We start from the raw sequence: 17097 nt of genomic DNA on the forward strand, positions 1-17097 counted from the left end.
ATGACTCAGTCGCACCCTCGGATCAGCAAGGCTGTCATCCCCGCAGCTGGCCTCGGCACCCGGTTCCTGCCGGCCACCAAGGCCACTCCCAAAGAGATGCTGCCGGTCGTGGACAAGCCGGCGATCCAGTACGTGGTCGAGGAGGCCGCGTCCGCGGGCCTCGATGACGTCCTCATGATCACGGGCCGCAACAAGCGGCCCCTGGAGGACCACTTCGACCGCAACTACGAGCTGGAATCGGCCCTTCAGAAGAAGGGCGACGCCGACCGGCTCGCGAAGGTGCAGGAGTCCAGCGACCTCGCCACCATGCACTACGTCCGCCAGGGCGACCCCAAGGGCCTCGGCCACGCCGTCCTGTGCGCGGCCCCGCACGTGGGCCACGAGCCCTTCGCGGTCCTCCTCGGCGACGACCTGATCGACCCGCGCGACCCGCTGCTCAAGCGGATGGTCGAGGTCCAGGAGCAGCGCGGCGGCAGCGTCATCGCGCTCATGGAGGTCGAGCCGGAGCAGATCCACCTCTACGGATGCGCTGCTGTCGAGCCCACCGACGATGCTGACACCGTCAAGGTCACCGGCCTGGTGGAGAAGCCCGACCCGACGGACGCCCCGTCGAACTACGCGGTCATCGGCCGCTACGTCCTCGACCCGCACATCTTCGACATACTGCGCAAGACCGAGCCCGGTCGCGGCGGCGAGATCCAGCTCACCGACGCCCTCCAGCAGCTCGCCGAGGACGAGAAGGTCGGCGGCCCGGTGCACGGCGTCGTCTTCAAGGGCCGCCGCTATGACACCGGCGACCGCGGCGACTACCTGCGTGCCATTGTCAGACTCGCGTGCGAACGTGAAGACCTGGGCCCGGACTTCCGGACCTGGCTTCGCAGTTACGTAGCCGAGGAGATGTAGCAACGTTGAGCAGCGCCGCGCCCCGCACCACCGGCCAGGACCACCTCTGGTCGGTGGACGAGCACCTGGAGGACATCCTCGCGACCGTCCGCCCCCTGGAGCCCATCGAGCTGCAACTGCTCGACGCCCAGGGCTGTGTCCTGGTCGACGACGTCACGGTGCCGGTGTCCATGCCGCCGTTCGACAACAGCTCGATGGACGGGTACGCGGTGCGGGTCGCGGATGTCGCGGGCGCGAGCGAGGAGTTCCCCGCCGTCCTGGACGTCGTCGGGGACGTCGCGGCGGGCCAGGCCGATCTGCTCCACGTGGGTCCCGGCCAGGCCGCCCGCATCATGACCGGCGCCCCGCTGCCGCCCGGCGCCGAGGCCGTCGTCCCCGTGGAGTGGACCGACGGCGGCCTGGGTGAGGGCCCGGTGAGCGGGATGAACGCCCGCAGCCTGGCCCCTGAGGGCGCCTCCGGGCACGTGCACGTGTTCCGGCCAGCCGAGGCCCGCGCTCACGTGCGCGCGAAGGGCAGCGACGTGAAGGCCGGAGACCGTGCTCTGGAAGCCGGTACCGTGCTCGGTCCGCCGCAGATCGCGCTGCTCGCCACGATCGGCCGCGGCACCGTACGCGTGCGCCCGCGCCCCCGCGTGGTCGTGATGTCCACCGGCAGCGAACTCGTACAGCCCGGCGAGGAACTGGCCGGCGGGCAGATCTACGACTCCAACAGCTTCGCCCTCACCGCGGCCGCCCGTGACGCCGGTGCCATCGCCTACCGCGTGGGCGCCGTCGCCGACGACGCCGAAACACTCCGGTCCACCATCGAGGACCAGCTCGTCCGCGCCGACCTCATGGTCACCACGGGCGGTGTGAGCGTCGGGGCGTACGACGTCGTCAAGGAGGCGCTGTCGTACGTCGGTGACGAGGACGAGGCCGGCAGCGGCATCGACTTCCGCAAGCTCGCCATGCAGCCCGGCAAGCCCCAGGGCTTCGGCTCCATCGGCCCCGACCACACCCCGCTGCTGGCCCTCCCCGGCAACCCGGTGTCGTCGTACGTCTCCTTCGAACTGTTCGCCCGCCCCGCGATCCGCACCCTCATGGGGCTCGAGGACGTCCACCGGCCGAGGACCACGGCGACCCTGACCGCGGACAAGGCGCTGACCTCGCCGAAGGGCCGCAGGCAGTTCCTGCGGGGGACCTACGCCGATGGCGCGGTGAGCCCGGTCGGCGGTGCCGGATCCCACCTGGTCGCGGCCCTCGCACACGCCGACGCGCTGATCGTCGTCCCCGAGGACGTCGAGTCCGTGGAGCCCGGCACCGAGGTCGAGGTCGTCCTGCTCGGCTGAGCCCACGCGCGTGCGCTGTCCGTGGGGGAGTCCTGATCCGTTGTTTGCGTCGACTTGGCGGTACCGTGTCGCGCACAACAGGCCCACGCGCCGCACCGCGACGGGCCCGGACCGGGAGCGCCACACGCCATGACTGTGCCTTCCCGGGGGGAGACCCCCGGACCCTTTGTGCAGGACCGACTGACCCACATCGACGAGGCCGGGGCCGCCCGCATGGTCGACGTGTCCGGGAAGGACGTGACCGCGCGCACCGCCCGCGCCAGCGGCCGAGTCCTGGTCTCGCCCCGTGTGGTCGAGTTGCTGCGCGGCGAGGGCGTCCCCAAGGGAGACGCCCTGGCCACGGCACGGATCGCGGGCATCATGGGCGCCAAACGCACGCCGGACCTCATCCCGCTGTGCCACCCGTTGTCGGTGTCCGGTGTGAAACTGGATCTGTCGGTCGCGGACGACGCCGTGGAGATCCTGGCCACGGTGAAGACGACGGACCGCACAGGCGTCGAGATGGAGGCCCTCACCGCGGTCTCCGTCGCCGCGCTCACCGTGATCGACATGGTCAAGGCGGTCGACAAGGGAGCGGTCATCACGGACGTACGGGTGGAGGAGAAGACGGGCGGCAAGTCGGGCGACTGGAGCCGGTCATGACACTCGACGCGTCGACCGGCGGCACGCTCCTCGCGCCGTACTGCGCGCTGGTCGTGACCGCCTCCAACCGGGCCGCCGCCGGGGTCTACGAGGACAAGGGCGGGCCGTTGATCGCCGCGGGCCTCGAAGGCTTCGGCTTCGCCGTCGACGGGCCGCAGGTCGTCCCCGACGGTGACCCCGTGGAGGCCGTGCTGCGCGCGGGCGCCGAGGCCGGCTACGACGTGATCGTCACGACCGGCGGCACCGGCATCTCGCCCACCGACCGCACACCCGAGGCGACCCGCAAGGTGATCGACTACGAGGTGCCGGGCATCGCCGAGGCCATCCGCGCGTTCGGGCGGGGGAAGGTGCCGACCGCGGCGCTCTCCCGGGGCCTGGCAGGGGTGGCGGGGCTGACGCTGATCGTCAACCTGCCGGGTTCCAGCGGCGGGGTGAAGGACGGACTGGCCGTCCTGGAGCCCCTGTTGACGCACGCCGTCGACCAGATCCGCGGCGGCGACCATCCCAGACCCGACGCCGGCAGTGGGGGTGCGAGCTGAACAGCCCATCCTGGCCCGTCGTGCTGGCGGACGGCGATGTCGTCCTCCGGCCGATAAAGATGCGCGACCAGCGGGCCTGGCGCGAGGTCAACCGGCGCAACCGGGACTGGCTGCGCCCCTGGGAGGCGACCATCCCGCCGCCCACCCCCAGCGGGCCGATCACGCACCGGCCGACCTACCGCCAGATGGTGAGACATCTGCGGTCCGAGGCGAACGCGGGCCGGATGCTGCCGTTCGTCATCGAGTACCAGGGGCGGCTGGTCGGGCAGTTGACGGTCGCCGGGATTACCTGGGGCTCTATGTGCTCGGGGCACATCGGCTACTGGGTGGACGAGGCGGTGGCCGGCCGCGGAGTGATGCCCACATCCGTGGCGCTTGTCGTGGACCACTGTTTCCGGACCGTTGGTCTGCACCGCATCGAGGTCTGTATTCGCCCCGAGAACGGGCCCAGCCGCCGGGTCGTGGAGAAACTCGGATTCCGTGAGGAGGGGCTGCGCCCGCGCTATCTCCACATCGACGGCGCCTGGCGCGACCACCTCGTCTTCGCGCTCACCGCGGAGGAGGCCCCCGACGGCCTGCTGAGGCGTTGGCAGCGGTCACGCTCGCAGAACGCTCCCCACGACACCTCCGGCACACACCACAACACCCCCCGGAACCCGCAGAACACTCCGGGGAATCCCGCGTAGGCGGGAAGCGACCCCAGGGAATTGAATAAACGTTCGAAAATGATCGGCAGGTGACCGTCTCAGGGCGCGGAATTCGCGTCTTCGGTGGCCTGCTGATCGGATCGGTCACAAAAAAAGCTCGAAATATCAGCCAGATCGTGCGACACACCGGCTCAATTGGCAGATGGCCTCACACAAACCCCTCTACCGTGTGAGGCGTGAGCAGCAGCGGCCTCATCTACGCAGTCATTGTCGGGGCCTGGGCCGCCTACTTGGTGCCGATGTGGCTCCGTAGGCAGGACGAGCTGAACGAGGCCCGTCCGACGGAACGCTTCAGCACCGCCATCCGGTTGCTGTCCGGACGGGCGGGGATGGAGCGCCGGTACGCCAAGGACCTGCGGGCGCGCTCCACCGATGAGGGGGAGCACAGCGCCGGCAACCCGGGCGCGGTCACCGACTCGGTGGACGTCCGGGCCTTCGCCATGCCTCCGACCCGTCCTCAGGCGCAGGCGAAGGTTCAGGCGCCGGTTTCCGGGCGCTCCGAACCGGCGCGCGAAGCAGCACGCGAGCCCGCGCGCGAAGTGGTGCGCGAGCCCGCGCGTGATGCCGCGCGCGAATCGGCGCGCGCACATGCGCCCGCGCCCGAACGCGGTGGCGCGCCGGCGCGCAAGCGCGCGCCCGTCGCCCGGCGCACGCCCGCGGCGGAAGCGGCCGCGGCGCGCGCCCAGCGCACGAAGGCCCTCGCGCGCCGCCGGCGCACAACAGTGGTGCTCTTCCTCGCCTTCACGCTCGGCGCGATCGTCGCCGCCGTCGGCGGGCTCGCGTTCCTGTGGGCGCCCGGCGTGCCCGCCGTCCTGCTCAGCGCGTACATCGTGTACCTGCGCTCCCAGGAACGCCGACGCTTCGCCTACCAGATGGACCGACGCCAGGCCGAGGCCGCCGCGCAGAGACTGCGCGAGAGCGCGCGCCAGCCACGCCGGCGCGCCTCCGTCGCCACGAGCGCGGACGCCGACGAACCGGACGAGGGACCAGAGCCGGAAACGGACCCCGGGTTGTCGGCGCTCGCCGCGGACCGACGCGCCCTCGTCGAGCAGACCGACCACGCGGAGTGGGTCGACCAGCAGCGCGAGCGGCAGCGGAGGCCGGGCCACGGAGACAGCTGGGACCCGGTGCCGGTGCCGTTGCCGACGTACGTGACCGCGCCGGTCGCTCCGCGGGCCACCACCGACGTGGATCTCGGGGCGCCGGACGCGTGGAGCTCGGCGCGGTCCACTTCCGTCGCGCCGGAGCAGGAGGCGAAGCCCGTAGCGGAGGACGGGGGATCGGAGGAGCCGGCGTCCGATGCGGAGGGCATGCCGGCGGCGGACGGTCGTACTGACGCCCGTCGCGCCGCCTCCGCCCGCCGCGCCCGCGAGCGCGGACGCACGCCGCTCTTCGACCAGTACGAGGACGGCGACCGGCCGCGAGCGGCCAACGAGTGATGTCCGGGGCGGGTGCGCATCAGCACGGTGCGGGTCCCGCAGGGTCCCGCGGGCCGCGTCCCTGACCAGCCGGGAACGGATTTCCAAGCACCCTGACGGGGATGCTAGAGTTTCACTCGTTGCAAGGGCCTGTGGCGCAGTCTGGTAGCGCACCTCGTTCGCATCGAGGGGGTCTGGGGTTCAAATCCCCACAGGTCCACCGCAACAACTCTCCGGGGCGACCTGGGAGTTGAGAAGATCCCGTCCGATCGGTTGATCGGGCGGGATCTTTGTATTTCCGCAGCCCGTGGGACATGTGGCTCATGTGGGACATGAGGGGGAGCATGAAGGCCACCGCCGGTTTACCGACGACGAGCCGGACGGCGCCCCTCAGGATCGCGGCGTTCCGGCGGTTCGTGCTGGCCGATCTGATCTCCGCGACCGGGTCCGCGATGGCCCCGCTCGCGCTGGCGTACTCCGTCATCGAGCAGGGCGGGGGAGCGGGGTCGCTGGCGCTGGTGCTGGCGACGAACACCGTGCCGACGATCGTTCTGTTGCTGGTGGGCGGAGTCCTCGCGGACCGGCTGTCGCGCAGCCGGATCCTCTTCCTCGGCAACCTGCTGGCCGCCGTCGCGCAGGGCGCGTTGGCCGTGACCGTCGCCACAGGGCACGCGTCGACGACCTCCATCGCCGCGTGCGGCTTCGTCTCGGGGGCCGCGGTGGCCTTCACCGTGCCGGCGATTCAAGGGGCCGTCAGCCAGATCGTCCCCGCGGAGCATCTGCAGCAGGCCAACGCGCTGCTGCGGCTGCCGAGCAACGCGGTCAAGGTGCTCGGCCCCGTCATCGGCGGACTCGTCGTCGCGGTCAGCGGGCCGGCCTGGGCGCTGGCCTGGGACGCGCTGACCTTCGCCGTAGCGGCTCTCCTGCTCCTCGGGCTCAGGCTGGACGCTCCCCTCGCCGCCGTCGGCAGCGCGCTGAGTGAACTGCGCGCGGGATGGACCGGGTTCTGGTCGCGGACCTGGCTGTGGACCTACACGGCCGCCGGAACCGTGCTCGTCGCCGCATGGCTGGCCGGCTTCCAACTCCTCGGCCCCCTCGTTGCCGCACGCCACTACGCGGGCGCACGCGACTGGGGGCTGGTCCAAGCGGCCTTCGCGTCCGGCCTGTTGGCCGGGACGCTGGTGTGCCTGCGCTGGCGGCCGCGCCGCCTGCTGACCGTGGCCATCGCGGGCGCCGCGGCGCTCGCGCTGCCCCTCGCCGCGATGGGGCAGGGGCTGGCGCTGCCCGCCGTGATGATCGCCACGCTGCTGGCGGGGATCGGGCTCGACGTGGCGATCGTCGCGTGGACCACCGCCTTCCAGCAGCACGTGCCGCAGGCCGAACTGGGCCGCATGAGCGCCTTCAACAACGTGGGCGAACGGCTCGCCATCCCCCTCGGCTACCTCATCACGGCCCTCGCGACCCGCACTTGGGACGACCGGACGGTCCTGACGGCGTGCGCCGGCCTCATCGCCGCCGCCAGCGTCCTCAACCTCTGCGTCCCCGACGTGTACCGCATCAACCGCGCCGACCGCCCCAGGGAGGGCCGACTCCCGGGAGGCCGCCCCCAAGAAAGCGAACGGGAGAACGAACAGGCCTGAAGCTCTACGGCCCCCGCCTCACAGCCCCTTCGCGAAGCACCGGCTCTCCTCATGGAACCGGTAGTGGCCGAACTTCTCACACAGCTCGTACCCGCTGGACGTGTACAGCGCGATCGCCTCCGGCTGCTCGGTGCCGGTCTCCAGGACCATGCGGCTACGGCCGGCCGCGCGGGCGTCGGCCTCCAGAGCGGCCAGGATGCGCCGGGCGAGACCCCGGCCGCGCATCGCGTCGATGACGTACATGCGCTTGACCTCGGCGTCCCCGTCCAGGTTGCCCTCGTCGTTCATGTCCTGGGCACGCCAGCCACCCGTGGCGACGGGTCTGTCCGTCTCGTCGTACGCGATCAGGTAGACGCCGTTCGGAGGGTCGAAGTCGGCCGGAGCCAGGAAGGTCGCGTCGCCGCCGTCGCCGTAGCGGGCGTGGTACTCGGCCTGGACCTCTTCGTCCAGCTTGACGGCGTCGGGGTGGTCGAAGGGAACCTGACGTATATGCATGTTAATCACCGTATATCAATCCAGAACGGAGGCGGGACCCGATCCAGTCTGCCGGTATCGTGCCGGAGTGCTCACTGTGACCTCCGCCAATGTGAATGGACTGCGCGCCGCCGCGAAGAAGGGCTTCGTGGAGTGGCTCGCGGACACCTCCGCCGATGTGCTCTGCCTGCAGGAGGTGCGCGCCGAGCCGCAGCAACTGCCCGAGCACGTCCGCACCCCCGACGGCTGGCACGTCGTGCACGCCCCCGCCGCCGCCAAGGGCCGCGCCGGCGTCTCCCTCTACACCCGCCGCGAGCCCGACCGCATCCAGGTCGGCTTCCGGTCGAGCGAGTTCGACACCAGCGGGCGTTACGTCGAGGCCGATCTGCCCGGCGTCACGGTCGCCTCCCTCTACCTCCCCTCCGGTGAGGTCGGCACCGAGCGGCAGGACGAGAAGATCCGCTTCATGGCCGAGTTCCTCGCCTACCTCAAGGACCTCCGGGTACGCGCCGCCGCCGACGGCCGTGAGGTCCTCGTCTGCGGCGACTGGAACATCGCCCACCAGCCGGCCGACCTCAAGAACTGGCGCGCCAACCAGAAGAACTCCGGGTTCCTGCCGGAGGAGCGGGAGTGGCTCACGCAGGTTCTGACACCGGCCGACGGGGGGTACGTCGACGTCGTACGGTCGCTGCATCCGGATGTGGAGGGGCCGTACTCGTGGTGGTCGTATCGCGGACGTGCGTTCGACAACGACTCGGGATGGCGCATCGACTACCACTGCTCCACGCCCGGCCTCGCCGGCAAGGCGGTCAAGGGGTTCGTGGAGCGTGCCGCCACGCACGCCGAGCGGTGGTCGGATCACGCGCCGGTCACTGTCGTCTACGCCCTCTAGAAGCGCCTAGGGTTCCTGGCCCTGCTTCCGCAACCGCCGGTCCAGCGCCAGCGAAAGCTCCGCCTCCACCACGCTCCGGGCCAGTGGCCGCAGTCGTTGCAGGTCGTCCTCGGTGGCGTGGCGGAGGACCAACTCGGCGAACATCTCGGCCAGGTCGTCCACGTGTTCGCGGACCCGCTTGCCGGCGGTGAGGACCTCGGCGAGGGGGATGCCCTCGCGGACCAGGGCCGAGGAGACGTCGAGGAGGCGGCGGCTGATGTGGACGATCTCGTCGCCGTCGGTGCCGAGGTAGCCGAGGTCGAGGGCGGCGGCCAGGTTCTCCGTGGTGACCTGGCCCTCGAAGCGGGCGGCGAGTTCCTCGGGGGTGAGGCGGACCGGTTCCTCTTCCGTGGGGGCGGCGACGCCCAGGAGGTCGGCGACGCCGCGGCCGTGGTCCAGGGCCTCCGCCAGTTCCGCGATGCCGGTGAGGGTGTGGCCGCGTTCCAGAAGGGCCGCGATCGTGCGGAGACGGGCCAGGTGGTGGTCGTCGTACCAGGCGATACGGCCTTCTCGGCGGGGCGGGGGGATCAGCTTGCGTTCGCGGTAGAAGCGCAGGGTGCGCACCGTGATGCCGGCCAGCTCGGCCAGCTCCTCCATGCGGTACTCACGCTTCTCGGTCACGTCGGCACCCTATGTTGTACCTCGGGTGACTTCCCTGTCCCTGCCCCCTACCCATCAGTACGGAGCTGCTCTACCCTCCCATTGCGCCAGTGTTCACTGGCAGAGTTCGAAAAGCGACGCGTGGAGGCTTCGGGATGGCCGAGCACGAACACGAGCATGTGCGGGTGGCGGTGGTCGGGTCCGGGTTCGGGGGACTCGGGGCCGCCGTGCGGCTGCGGCGCGAGGGCGTCACCGACTTCGTCGTCCTGGAGCGGGCCGACAGTGTCGGGGGCACCTGGCGGGACAACAGTTATCCCGGGTGTGCGTGTGACGTGCCGTCCCATCTCTACTCCTTCTCCTTCGCGCCGAATCCCGACTGGCCGCGCACCTTCTCCGGGCAGGAGCACATCCGCGCCTATCTGGAGCACGTGACCGACGTCTTCCGGCTCCGCCCGCACATCCGCTTCAACTCCGAAGTGAAGAAGATGACTTGGGACGGGGAGAAGCTTCGGTGGGACATCGAGACGACCAGCGGCTCGCTCTCCGCCGACGTCGTCGTCTCCGCCACCGGGCCGCTGTCCGACCCGAAGATCCCCGACATCCCGGGGCTCGACTCCTTCCCCGGCAAGGTCTTCCACTCCGCTCGCTGGGACCACGACTACGACCTGCGCGGCAAGCGGGTCGCGATGGTGGGGACGGGGGCGTCCGCCATCCAGATCGTGCCCGTCATCCAGCCCGTCGCACAGAAGGTCACCCTCTTCCAGCGCACGCCGCCGTGGGTGATGCCCCGCGTCGACCGGGCGATCAGCGGTGCGGAGCGCGCGCTGCACCGGGCACTGCCCTTCACCACCCAGGCCCGGCGCGGACTCCTTTGGGGCCTGCGGGAGTTGCAGGTCCAGGCCTTCACCAAGCATCCCAACGAGCTCGGCCTGATCGAGAAGTTGGCCAAGCAGAACATGGCGCGTGCCATCAAGGACCCGTCCCTGCGTGCCAAGTTGACCCCCGACTACCGCCTCGGCTGCAAGCGGGTCCTGCTGAGCAGTGAGTACTACCCGGCGCTCGCCCGGCCCAACGTCGACCTCGTCGCGAGCGGGCTCACCGAGGTCCGCGGCTCCACGCTCGTCGCCGCCGACGGCAGCGAGGCCGAGGTCGACGCGATCGTCTTCGGTACGGGCTTCCACGTCACGGACATGCCCATCGCCGACCGGGTCGTCGGCGCGGACGGGCGGACCCTCGCCGAGTCCTGGAAGGGCGGGATGGAGGCGCTGCGGGGCGCGTCCGCGGCCGGCTTCCCCAACTGGATGACGATCATCGGGCCCAACACCGGCCTCGGCAACTCCTCGATGATCCTGATGATCGAGTCCCAGCTGAACTACATGGCCGACTTCGTACGGCAGCTCGACGTCCTCGGTGGGCGGGCCGCCCTCGACGCCCGTCCCGCCGCCGTGCAGGCCTGGAACCACCGGGTCCAGGAACGCATGAAGCGCACGGTGTGGAACACCGGCGGCTGCACCAGCTGGTACCTCGACGCGAACGGCCGTAACACCACCATCTGGCCGGGGACGACGAGCGAGTTCCGGCGGGCCACACGGCGCGTGGATCTCTCGGAGTACGAACTCCTCCGGGTGCCGGCCGACAGCAAGGCCGAGGTGACCGCGTGAGCCGTCTCATGCACGTGGCCTCCGGCCCGTACGCCCCGCCCGTCCCCGTCCGCGAACTCACCGCCGTGTCCGCCGACGGCGCCCGCCTGCACGTCGAGATCCACGGACCCGACAAGGCGCCGGCCGTCGTCCTCGCCCACGGCTGGACCTGCTCGACGGCCTTCTGGGCAGCCCAGATACGGGAGTTGGCCACAGACCACCGGGTCATCGCCTACGACCAGCGCGGCCACGGACGCAGCCCCGCGAGCCCCGCCTGCAGTACGGACGCACTCGCCGACGACCTCGAAGCCGTACTCGAAGCGACCCTCGCGCCGGGGGAGAAGGCCGTGATCGCCGGTCACTCCATGGGCGGGATGACGGTGATGGCGGCGGCGGACAGGAAACGCTTCCGGGAACACGCGGCCGCCGTCCTGCTGTGCAGCACGGGTGCGTCGCGGCTGGTCGCCGAGTCGAGGGTCGTACCGATCCGGCCGGGACGCCTGCGGACCTGGCTGACCAAGCACATCCTCGGGGCACGGGCGCCGCTCGGACCGGTCACTCCACTGGCCCGGCGGATCCTCAAGTACGGGACGATGGGCCCCGGTTCGGCCCCGCACATGGTCGAGGCGTGCGCCCGTATCGTGCACGCGTGTCCGCGCAAGGTGCGGTACGCCTGGTCGCACGTGCTGGATCTGCTCGACCTGGACCACGGGGTACGGCAACTCCGCGTGCCCACAGCCATAGTCGTCGGTACGGCGGACCGGATGACCCCGCCGGTGCACGCCCGTTCGCTGGCCGCCGCGCTGCCCGACTGCCTCGGCGTGACCGAACTGCCCGGCCTCGGCCACATGACGCCGGTCGAGGCGCCCGAGCTGGTGACCGGGAAGATCCGCGAGCTCGTGGTGACGTACGCAACGATCAAGGAGGGCGCATGAGCAGGGTGAGCCTCGAAGGACAGGTCGCCGTCGTCACCGGAGCGGCGCGGGGCGTGGGTGAGCTGCTCGCCCGCAAGCTGTCGGCGCGCGGGGCGAAGATCGCGCTGGTCGGGCTGGAGGCGGACGCGCTCAAGCAGGTCTCCGAGCGGCTGCACGGCGACAGCGACCACTGGTACGCCGACGTCACCGACCACGAGGCGATGGCGCGGGTCGCGCAGGAGGTCAAGGAGCGGTTCGGGAAGGTCGACATCGTCGTCGCCAACGCGGGAGTCGCGACCGGCGGTCCCTTCGTCGACTCCGATCCGGAGGCGTGGCGGCGGGTGATCGAGGTGAATCTGATCGGGTCGGCGGTGACGGCCCGGGCGTTCCTGCCGGTGCTGATGGAGAGCCGGGGGTACCTGCTCCAGATCGCCTCGCTCGCCGCCATCACCCCGGCGCCGATGATGACCGCGTACTGCGCGTCCAAGTCCGGTGTGGAGGCTTTCGCGCACTGTCTGCGGGCCGAGGTCGGCCACAAGGGCGTGCGGGTCGGGGTCGGTTACCTGTCGTGGACCGACACGGACATGGTGCGCGGGGCCGATCAGGACGACGTGATGCGGGAGTTGCGGCAGCGGCTGCCGTGGCCGGCCAACAAGACGTATCCGCTGGGGCCGGCGGTCGACCGGATCGTGGCCGGGATCGAGCGGCGGTCGAGCCATGTGTACGGGCAGGGGTGGCTGCGTGGGACGCAGGGTGTGCGCGGGTATCTGCCGGGGCTCATCGGGACGGTCGGTCAGCGGGAGATGCGGCGGTTCGGGGACCGGTTGGAGGGCATCCGGTCCGGGCTCGTCGGTGCAGGTGGGGCGGCTGATGAGGAGGCGCGGGCTACGCTCCGTAACTGATCGAAATGCGCGGTCTGTCCGGTCGTGTGAATCTGGTCGAGGCCCCACCACGGGGCTCATCCCCCCCCACTCATCACGGGAGTGAACCCACATGGGTATGAAGGACCAGTTCCAGGACAAGTCGGAGCAGTGGCAGGAGCAGGCCAAGCAGAAGGCCCAGGAGGCCAAGGAGCAGGCCCAGCAGCGCGGCAAGCAGCGGGGTGACCGCGACACGGAGACGGAGCGCCTCCAGCAGGAGGAGCAGGACCGTTTCGACCAGGACTACGACGCCTGACGTCTGCCTGCGCTGAGCAGAAGGGGTGCCCCTGAGGGGGCACCCCTTCTCGCGTGCCGACTCCGTGCTGCACACTGCTGGTTGACGCGCAGCCGAGGGCGGGGGGAGCCGGGTCGTGCGGCAGGAGCTGTCGGTCAATCTCATCGCCTCGCTGCTGGCCTTCCTGGTGGGCTGGATCGGCCGGAACCTCGTCCACCACTACCGGACCAGGAAGCCCGCCGCACGGGTGTGGCGGCTGGACCGCGGCCGGCGGGTGGTGATGGTCGTCGGTGAGTCCCGTTCGGGGTCGTCCCGCTATCCGAAGATTCCCGAGGCGGACGCCCTCGCGGCCATGAACTTGCGGCAGTCCCTCTCCCAGGACCTGCGGATCCACGAGGCGGCGACGGTCCGGGCGAGTGCCTTCGTCATGGCGTCGGACGCCGAGGAGAACCTGGTGGTGATCGGCGGCCCGGCGCAGAACGCCGTCTGGCGGCTTCTGGCCGACCGCCTGAACGCCCCGTTCGTGTTCCGCCAGTTCCCGACCGAGTACCGCATCGTGTCCGCGGACGGGAGCGACGGCGCCGAAGAGTACGGCGAGACGGCAGTGGACGGCACGACGCTCGTGGACCACGCCATCGTCCTGCTGGCCCGCAATCCTTTCGCCGCCCGGAGTCGTCTCGTGATGGTCGCGGGCTGTGGGTACCTCGCCACCGTGGGCGCGACCCAGCTCTTCACCCGGGGCGGGATACGCGAACTGGCCAAGGGACATGACACCGCCTCGCCCCTCGCGCTCGTCGTTTCCGTGGAGAGCGTGGGCGGTTACGTGACCAGGCCGGTCGTGGTGGCCGCCGTCAACTTCATTCAGGCGCCCGCCGGCGCCGCCCCCGCCTCACAGGTCTGACGTGCGTGGGGGCAGCTTCGGGCGGGACCGGTCCGGCACATTCGAGTAATCCGGGGGTGTCGCGGGCGGGTTGGTCTCCAGCAGGTCCAGTGCGAGCTGCACCGCGTCGTCCAGTTGGGCGTGGCGGCCCTCTGCCCAGTCCAGCGGGGTGCGGAGGATCTCCAGGTCCGGGGTGACGCCCTGGTTCTCCACGGACCAGCCGTACGCGTCGAACCAGGCCGCGTTCATCGGTACGGTGATCACCGTGCCGTCGCCGAGTTGGTGGCGGCCGGTCATGCCGACGACTCCGCCCCAGGTGCGTTGGCCGACCACCGGGCCGAGCTTGAGCAGCTTGAAGGCGGCCGTGATCATATCGCCGTCGGAGGAGGTCGCCTCGTCCGCGAGGGCGACGATCGGGCCGCGGGGGGCGTTGGAGGCGTACGACACCGGCTGGGCGTTTCTCGTGAGGTCCCAGCCGAGGATCGTGCGGGTCAGCTTCTCCACGACGAGTTCGCTGATGTGGCCGCCCGCGTTGCCGCGCACGTCGACGAGCAGGGCGGGCCGGGAGACCTCCAGGCGCAGGTCGCGGTTGAACTGGGCCCAGCCGGAGCCGCCCATGTCGGGGATGTGCAGGTAGCCGCAGCGGCCGCCGCTCAACTCCCGTACGACGTCCCGGCGTTTGGCCACCCAGTCCTGGTAGCGCAGGGGGCGCTCGTCCAGCAGCGGGACCACCGCGACCCGCCGCGCCCGGCCCTCGCTCTCCGCCGGGGTGAACGTCAGCTCCACCGTCGTACCGCCCGCCCCCGCCAGCAACGGATACGGGCCCGTCACCGCGTCCACCGGGCGGCCGTCCACGTGGGTCAGCACCGCGCCCTCCCGGATGCCCGTGCCGGCCAGCGGGGAACGTGCCTTGGAGTCGGAGGAGTCGCCGGGGAGGATCCGCCTCACCGTCCAACCCGCCTCCCGCAGCACGAAGTTGGCGCCCAGCAGGCCCTGCCGGCGCTGGTAGTGCGGTGGCCCTTCGTTGCGGCGGGCGGCCGTGACGTAGGCGTGCGACGTGCCCAGCTCGCCCAGGACTTCACGGAGGAGGTCCGCGAACTCGTCGGGGGACGCCACCCGTTCGACCAGCGGACGGTACTGGTCGAGGACCGCCTCCCAGTCGATGCCGCACATCCCCGGCTCCCAGTAGTACGCCCGGATCAGGCGGCCGGCCTCCTCGTACGACTGGCGCCACTCGGCGGGCGGGTCGACCTCGTGCAGGATGCGGCGCAGGTCGATCCAGACGGTCGAGTCGCTGTCGCCGGACTCGGTCGAGGGGGTCGCCCGCAGCTCGTCCTCGTCCACCACGACCAGCCGCGAGCCGTCGCCGCTGACCGCGAACCAGTCCAGATGGTCGACGAGTTCGGACTTCTTCGCCTTGCTGATGCTGAAGTACTCCAGGGTCGGCCGCCCGGAGGTGTCGTCCGGGTTCACGAACGTCTCGCCCAGCGCGCCCGAGATCGGCCAGCGCAGCCAGACCAGGCCGCCGCCCGAGACCGGGTGCATCGCCGAGTACTTGGACGCGGTGACCGGGAAGGGCGTCACCCGGCTCTCCAAGCCCTCGATCTCGACGGTCACCGCACCGCCCTCCCCGCCCTCGTCCTCGACGGGGTCCAGGCCTCCGGCGGCCGGCCGGCCCTCGGGGTTCAGGGCGAAGGGGGAGGGGGTGGCGGAGGACAGGGGGACCAGGTACGGGCGGCAGCCGAGAGGGAAGGACAGGTCCCCCGTGTGCACGTCGTACACCGGGTCGAAGCCTCGCCAGGACAGGAAGGCCAGGTAGCGGCCGTCCCTCGTGAACACCGGGTTCTCGTCCTCGAAGCGGCCGTTGGTGACGTCGACGATCAGGCGGTCCTCCCCTCCCTTCGGGGAAATACGCGCCATCTTGATCTGGCGCAGCGAGCGGCCGATCCCGGGGTGCGACCACGTCAGCCACGCCCCGTCCGGCGAGAAGGCGAGGTCCCGCACCGGGCCGTTGATCGACCGGATCAGCTCGGTCACCTCGCCGTTGGACTCCTCCGTCGTGTCGATGAGCAGCAGCCGTCCGTCGTGCGCGGCGATGGCCAGGCGCTCGCCCTGCGGGTCCGACACCAGCTCCAGGACCCGGCCCAGCTCCCCGGAGGCCAGCCGCCGCGGCTCACGGTCACCGGTGGCCCGCGGCAGATAGGCGATCTCGATCGCGTCCTCGCCCTCCGCGTCCGTGACGTACGCGACCTGGCCGACGGAACCGAGCATCTCCGGGAGGCGGACCCGTACGCCCGGAGTGTCGGTGATGGTGCGGGCGGGACCGTCGCGATGGGTCAGCCAGTACAGGCTGCCGCGGACGACGACGGCGCTCGCGCGGCCCGTCTCGTCGACCGAGATGCCGTCCACGTGCTGGGCGGCGGGCACCTGGTACGTACGGCGTCCCGCGCGCGGTCCGCTCAGCCGTACGTCGAGCTTCCGCGGCTCACGGGAGAGGTCGTCGACGATCCACAGGTCGCCCCCGCACTGGTACACCACCCGGGTGCCGTCGCTCGCCGCGTGCCGGGCGTAGAAGGCGTCGTGGTCGGTGTGGCGGCGCAGGTCGGAGCCATCGTGGGCGCAGGAGTAGAGGTTGCCGACGCCCTCGTGGTCGGAGAGGAAGGCGATCCGGTCGCCGACGAACATGGGGGAGTGGAGGTGGCCGCCGATGTCGGGCAGCAGCCGTTCGCCGTGCAGCCAGAGGCGGCCCGTGGCGCCGCCCCGGTAGCGCTTCCAGGCGGCCGGTTCGTGGGGCGGGGTGCCGGTGAGGAGCAAGGTCCTGCGATCGCCGTCCAGGTCGGCGACCTGGATGTCGGAGACCGGGCCCCAGGGGAGCTTGCGGCCGGGGGAGCCGTCGGTGCGGACCTTGTACGCCCAGGTGAAGTAGGAGAAGGGCTCGCCGTGGGAGGCGACGGCGAGGATGGTGCCCTCCGGTGTCCAGCCGCAGACCTGCGTGTCGGCGGACCCCCAGTAGGTGAGCCGCCTGCCCGGTCCCCCCTCCACGTCCGCCAGATGGATCTCGGGGACGAGACTGCGCCAGCTCGTGTAAGCGATGTGGCGGCCGTCGGGCGAGAAGCGCGGGTGGCCGACCTTGGTGCGGTCCACGGTCAGGCGCCAGGCGCGGCCCGGGCCGTCGAGGGGGGCCAGCCACAGGTCGTCCTCGGCCACGAAGGACAGCAGGTCGCCGCTCAGGTGCGGCAGGCGCAGATAGCTCACCTCCCCATGCTTTTCCGGGAGATGCGGCCGGGCAACTTATCCGGGCAACTCATGAAAAAGTCGCATAGACG

16 protein-coding genes and 1 tRNA gene are annotated in these 17097 nt (G+C 71.1%); 14 read left to right on the forward strand and 3 right to left on the reverse strand.

Annotation, left to right across the window (positions count from 1 at the left end; translation table 11 throughout):
- The 8 genes from galU to IG08_RS0118375 all read left to right on the forward strand — a co-directional run bounded on the left by galU (position 1) and on the right by IG08_RS0118375 (position 7177).
- Positions 1–903, forward strand: coding sequence for a UTP--glucose-1-phosphate uridylyltransferase GalU (gene galU / locus IG08_RS0118340; RefSeq protein WP_030603147.1), 903 nt, complete (start codon positions 1–3; stop codon positions 901–903).
- Between the two features lie 5 nt (positions 904–908).
- The gene (glp, locus tag IG08_RS0118345) at positions 909–2231 is read left to right on the forward strand and encodes a molybdotransferase-like divisome protein Glp (RefSeq protein WP_030603151.1); all 1323 of its coding nucleotides are present in this window, start codon (positions 909–911) and stop codon (positions 2229–2231) included.
- A gap of 129 nt (positions 2232–2360) precedes the next feature.
- Positions 2361–2873: a cyclic pyranopterin monophosphate synthase MoaC gene (gene moaC, locus IG08_RS0118350; protein ID WP_030603154.1), complete on the forward strand. Its 513-nt coding sequence runs from the start codon at positions 2361–2363 to the stop codon at positions 2871–2873.
- The gene (locus IG08_RS0118355; RefSeq protein WP_052424770.1) at positions 2870–3412 is read left to right on the forward strand and encodes a MogA/MoaB family molybdenum cofactor biosynthesis protein; all 543 of its coding nucleotides are present in this window, start codon (positions 2870–2872) and stop codon (positions 3410–3412) included. The genes moaC and IG08_RS0118355 overlap by 4 nt, the downstream gene beginning before the upstream one ends.
- A 20-nt stretch (positions 3413–3432) precedes the next feature.
- Positions 3433–4098 (forward strand): GNAT family N-acetyltransferase, encoded by a 666-nt coding sequence (locus IG08_RS0118360; RefSeq protein WP_043454652.1) that lies wholly within the window; start codon positions 3433–3435, stop codon positions 4096–4098.
- 197 nt (positions 4099–4295) lie between these two features.
- Positions 4296–5558 (forward strand): divisome protein SepX/GlpR, encoded by a 1263-nt coding sequence (gene sepX, locus IG08_RS0118365; protein ID WP_030603174.1) that lies wholly within the window; start codon positions 4296–4298, stop codon positions 5556–5558.
- A gap of 125 nt (positions 5559–5683) precedes the next feature.
- A tRNA-Ala gene (locus tag IG08_RS0118370) sits at positions 5684–5757 on the forward strand.
- A gap of 124 nt (positions 5758–5881) precedes the next feature.
- Positions 5882–7177: an MFS transporter gene (locus IG08_RS0118375; protein WP_052424771.1), complete on the forward strand. Its 1296-nt coding sequence runs from the start codon at positions 5882–5884 to the stop codon at positions 7175–7177.
- 18 nt (positions 7178–7195) lie between these two features.
- On the opposite strand, the gene IG08_RS0118380 is transcribed toward IG08_RS0118375, so the two are convergent.
- Entirely contained in the window at positions 7196–7672 is a 477-nt protein-coding gene (locus IG08_RS0118380; protein ID WP_030603182.1) for a GNAT family N-acetyltransferase, read from the reverse strand.
- A 67-nt stretch (positions 7673–7739) separates the two neighbouring features.
- On the opposite strand from IG08_RS0118380, the gene IG08_RS0118385 reads away from it, so the two are divergent.
- Positions 7740–8543 (forward strand): exodeoxyribonuclease III, encoded by an 804-nt coding sequence (locus IG08_RS0118385; RefSeq protein ID WP_030603185.1) that lies wholly within the window; start codon positions 7740–7742, stop codon positions 8541–8543.
- A 6-nt stretch (positions 8544–8549) separates the two neighbouring features.
- Here IG08_RS0118385 and IG08_RS0118390 read toward each other — a convergent pair whose 3' ends face one another.
- Positions 8550–9203, reverse strand: a complete 654-nt coding sequence (locus IG08_RS0118390) for a MerR family transcriptional regulator (protein ID WP_030603188.1) — start codon at positions 9201–9203, stop codon at positions 8550–8552.
- A gap of 134 nt (positions 9204–9337) precedes the next feature.
- Here IG08_RS0118390 and IG08_RS0118395 point away from each other — a divergent pair, with 134 nt between their 5' ends.
- The 5 genes from IG08_RS0118395 (at position 9338) to IG08_RS0118415 (ending at position 13792) form a co-directional block, all read left to right on the forward strand.
- Positions 9338–10843, forward strand: coding sequence for a flavin-containing monooxygenase (locus tag IG08_RS0118395; RefSeq protein WP_030603190.1), 1506 nt, complete (start codon positions 9338–9340; stop codon positions 10841–10843).
- The gene (locus IG08_RS0118400; RefSeq protein ID WP_030603194.1) at positions 10840–11757 is read left to right on the forward strand and encodes an alpha/beta fold hydrolase; all 918 of its coding nucleotides are present in this window, start codon (positions 10840–10842) and stop codon (positions 11755–11757) included. Before IG08_RS0118395 ends, IG08_RS0118400 begins: the two co-directional genes overlap by 4 nt.
- Positions 11754–12638, forward strand: coding sequence for an SDR family oxidoreductase (locus IG08_RS0118405; RefSeq protein WP_030603197.1), 885 nt, complete (start codon positions 11754–11756; stop codon positions 12636–12638). The genes IG08_RS0118400 and IG08_RS0118405 overlap by 4 nt, the downstream gene beginning before the upstream one ends.
- A 91-nt stretch (positions 12639–12729) precedes the next feature.
- Positions 12730–12912, forward strand: coding sequence for a hypothetical protein (locus tag IG08_RS0118410; protein WP_030603200.1), 183 nt, complete (start codon positions 12730–12732; stop codon positions 12910–12912).
- Between the two features lie 115 nt (positions 12913–13027).
- Entirely contained in the window at positions 13028–13792 is a 765-nt protein-coding gene (locus tag IG08_RS0118415) for a hypothetical protein (protein ID WP_030603203.1), read from the forward strand.
- On the opposite strand, the gene IG08_RS0118420 is transcribed toward IG08_RS0118415, so the two are convergent.
- Positions 13781–17026 (reverse strand): S41 family peptidase, encoded by a 3246-nt coding sequence (locus IG08_RS0118420; protein ID WP_030603206.1) that lies wholly within the window; start codon positions 17024–17026, stop codon positions 13781–13783. The genes IG08_RS0118415 and IG08_RS0118420 overlap by 12 nt on opposite strands.
- Positions 17027–17097 lie beyond the last annotated feature (71 nt).

It is taken from the genome of Streptomyces fulvoviolaceus (assembly GCF_000718165.1).
Taxonomy (GTDB): Bacteria; Actinomycetota; Actinomycetes; order Streptomycetales; family Streptomycetaceae; genus Streptomyces; species Streptomyces fulvoviolaceus.

Bases quoted from the DNA above. Each gene is read 5' to 3' on its own strand.
- IG08_RS0118395 (WP_030603190.1), top strand. From the start codon at position 9,338: ATGGCCGAGCACGAACACGAGCATGTGCGGGTGGCGGTGGTCGGGTCC.
- galU (WP_030603147.1), top strand. From the start codon at position 1: ATGACTCAGTCGCACCCTCGGATCAGCAAGGCTGTCATCCCCGCAGCT.
- IG08_RS0118375 (WP_052424771.1), top strand. From the start codon at position 5,882: ATGAAGGCCACCGCCGGTTTACCGACGACGAGCCGGACGGCGCCCCTC.
- IG08_RS0118410 (WP_030603200.1), top strand. From the start codon at position 12,730: ATGGGTATGAAGGACCAGTTCCAGGACAAGTCGGAGCAGTGGCAGGAG.
- moaC (WP_030603154.1), top strand. From the start codon at position 2,361: ATGACTGTGCCTTCCCGGGGGGAGACCCCCGGACCCTTTGTGCAGGAC.
- IG08_RS0118355 (WP_052424770.1), top strand. From the start codon at position 2,870: ATGACACTCGACGCGTCGACCGGCGGCACGCTCCTCGCGCCGTACTGC.
- IG08_RS0118405 (WP_030603197.1), top strand. From the start codon at position 11,754: ATGAGCAGGGTGAGCCTCGAAGGACAGGTCGCCGTCGTCACCGGAGCG.
- IG08_RS0118380 (WP_030603182.1), bottom strand. From the start codon at position 7,672: ATGCATATACGTCAGGTTCCCTTCGACCACCCCGACGCCGTCAAGCTG.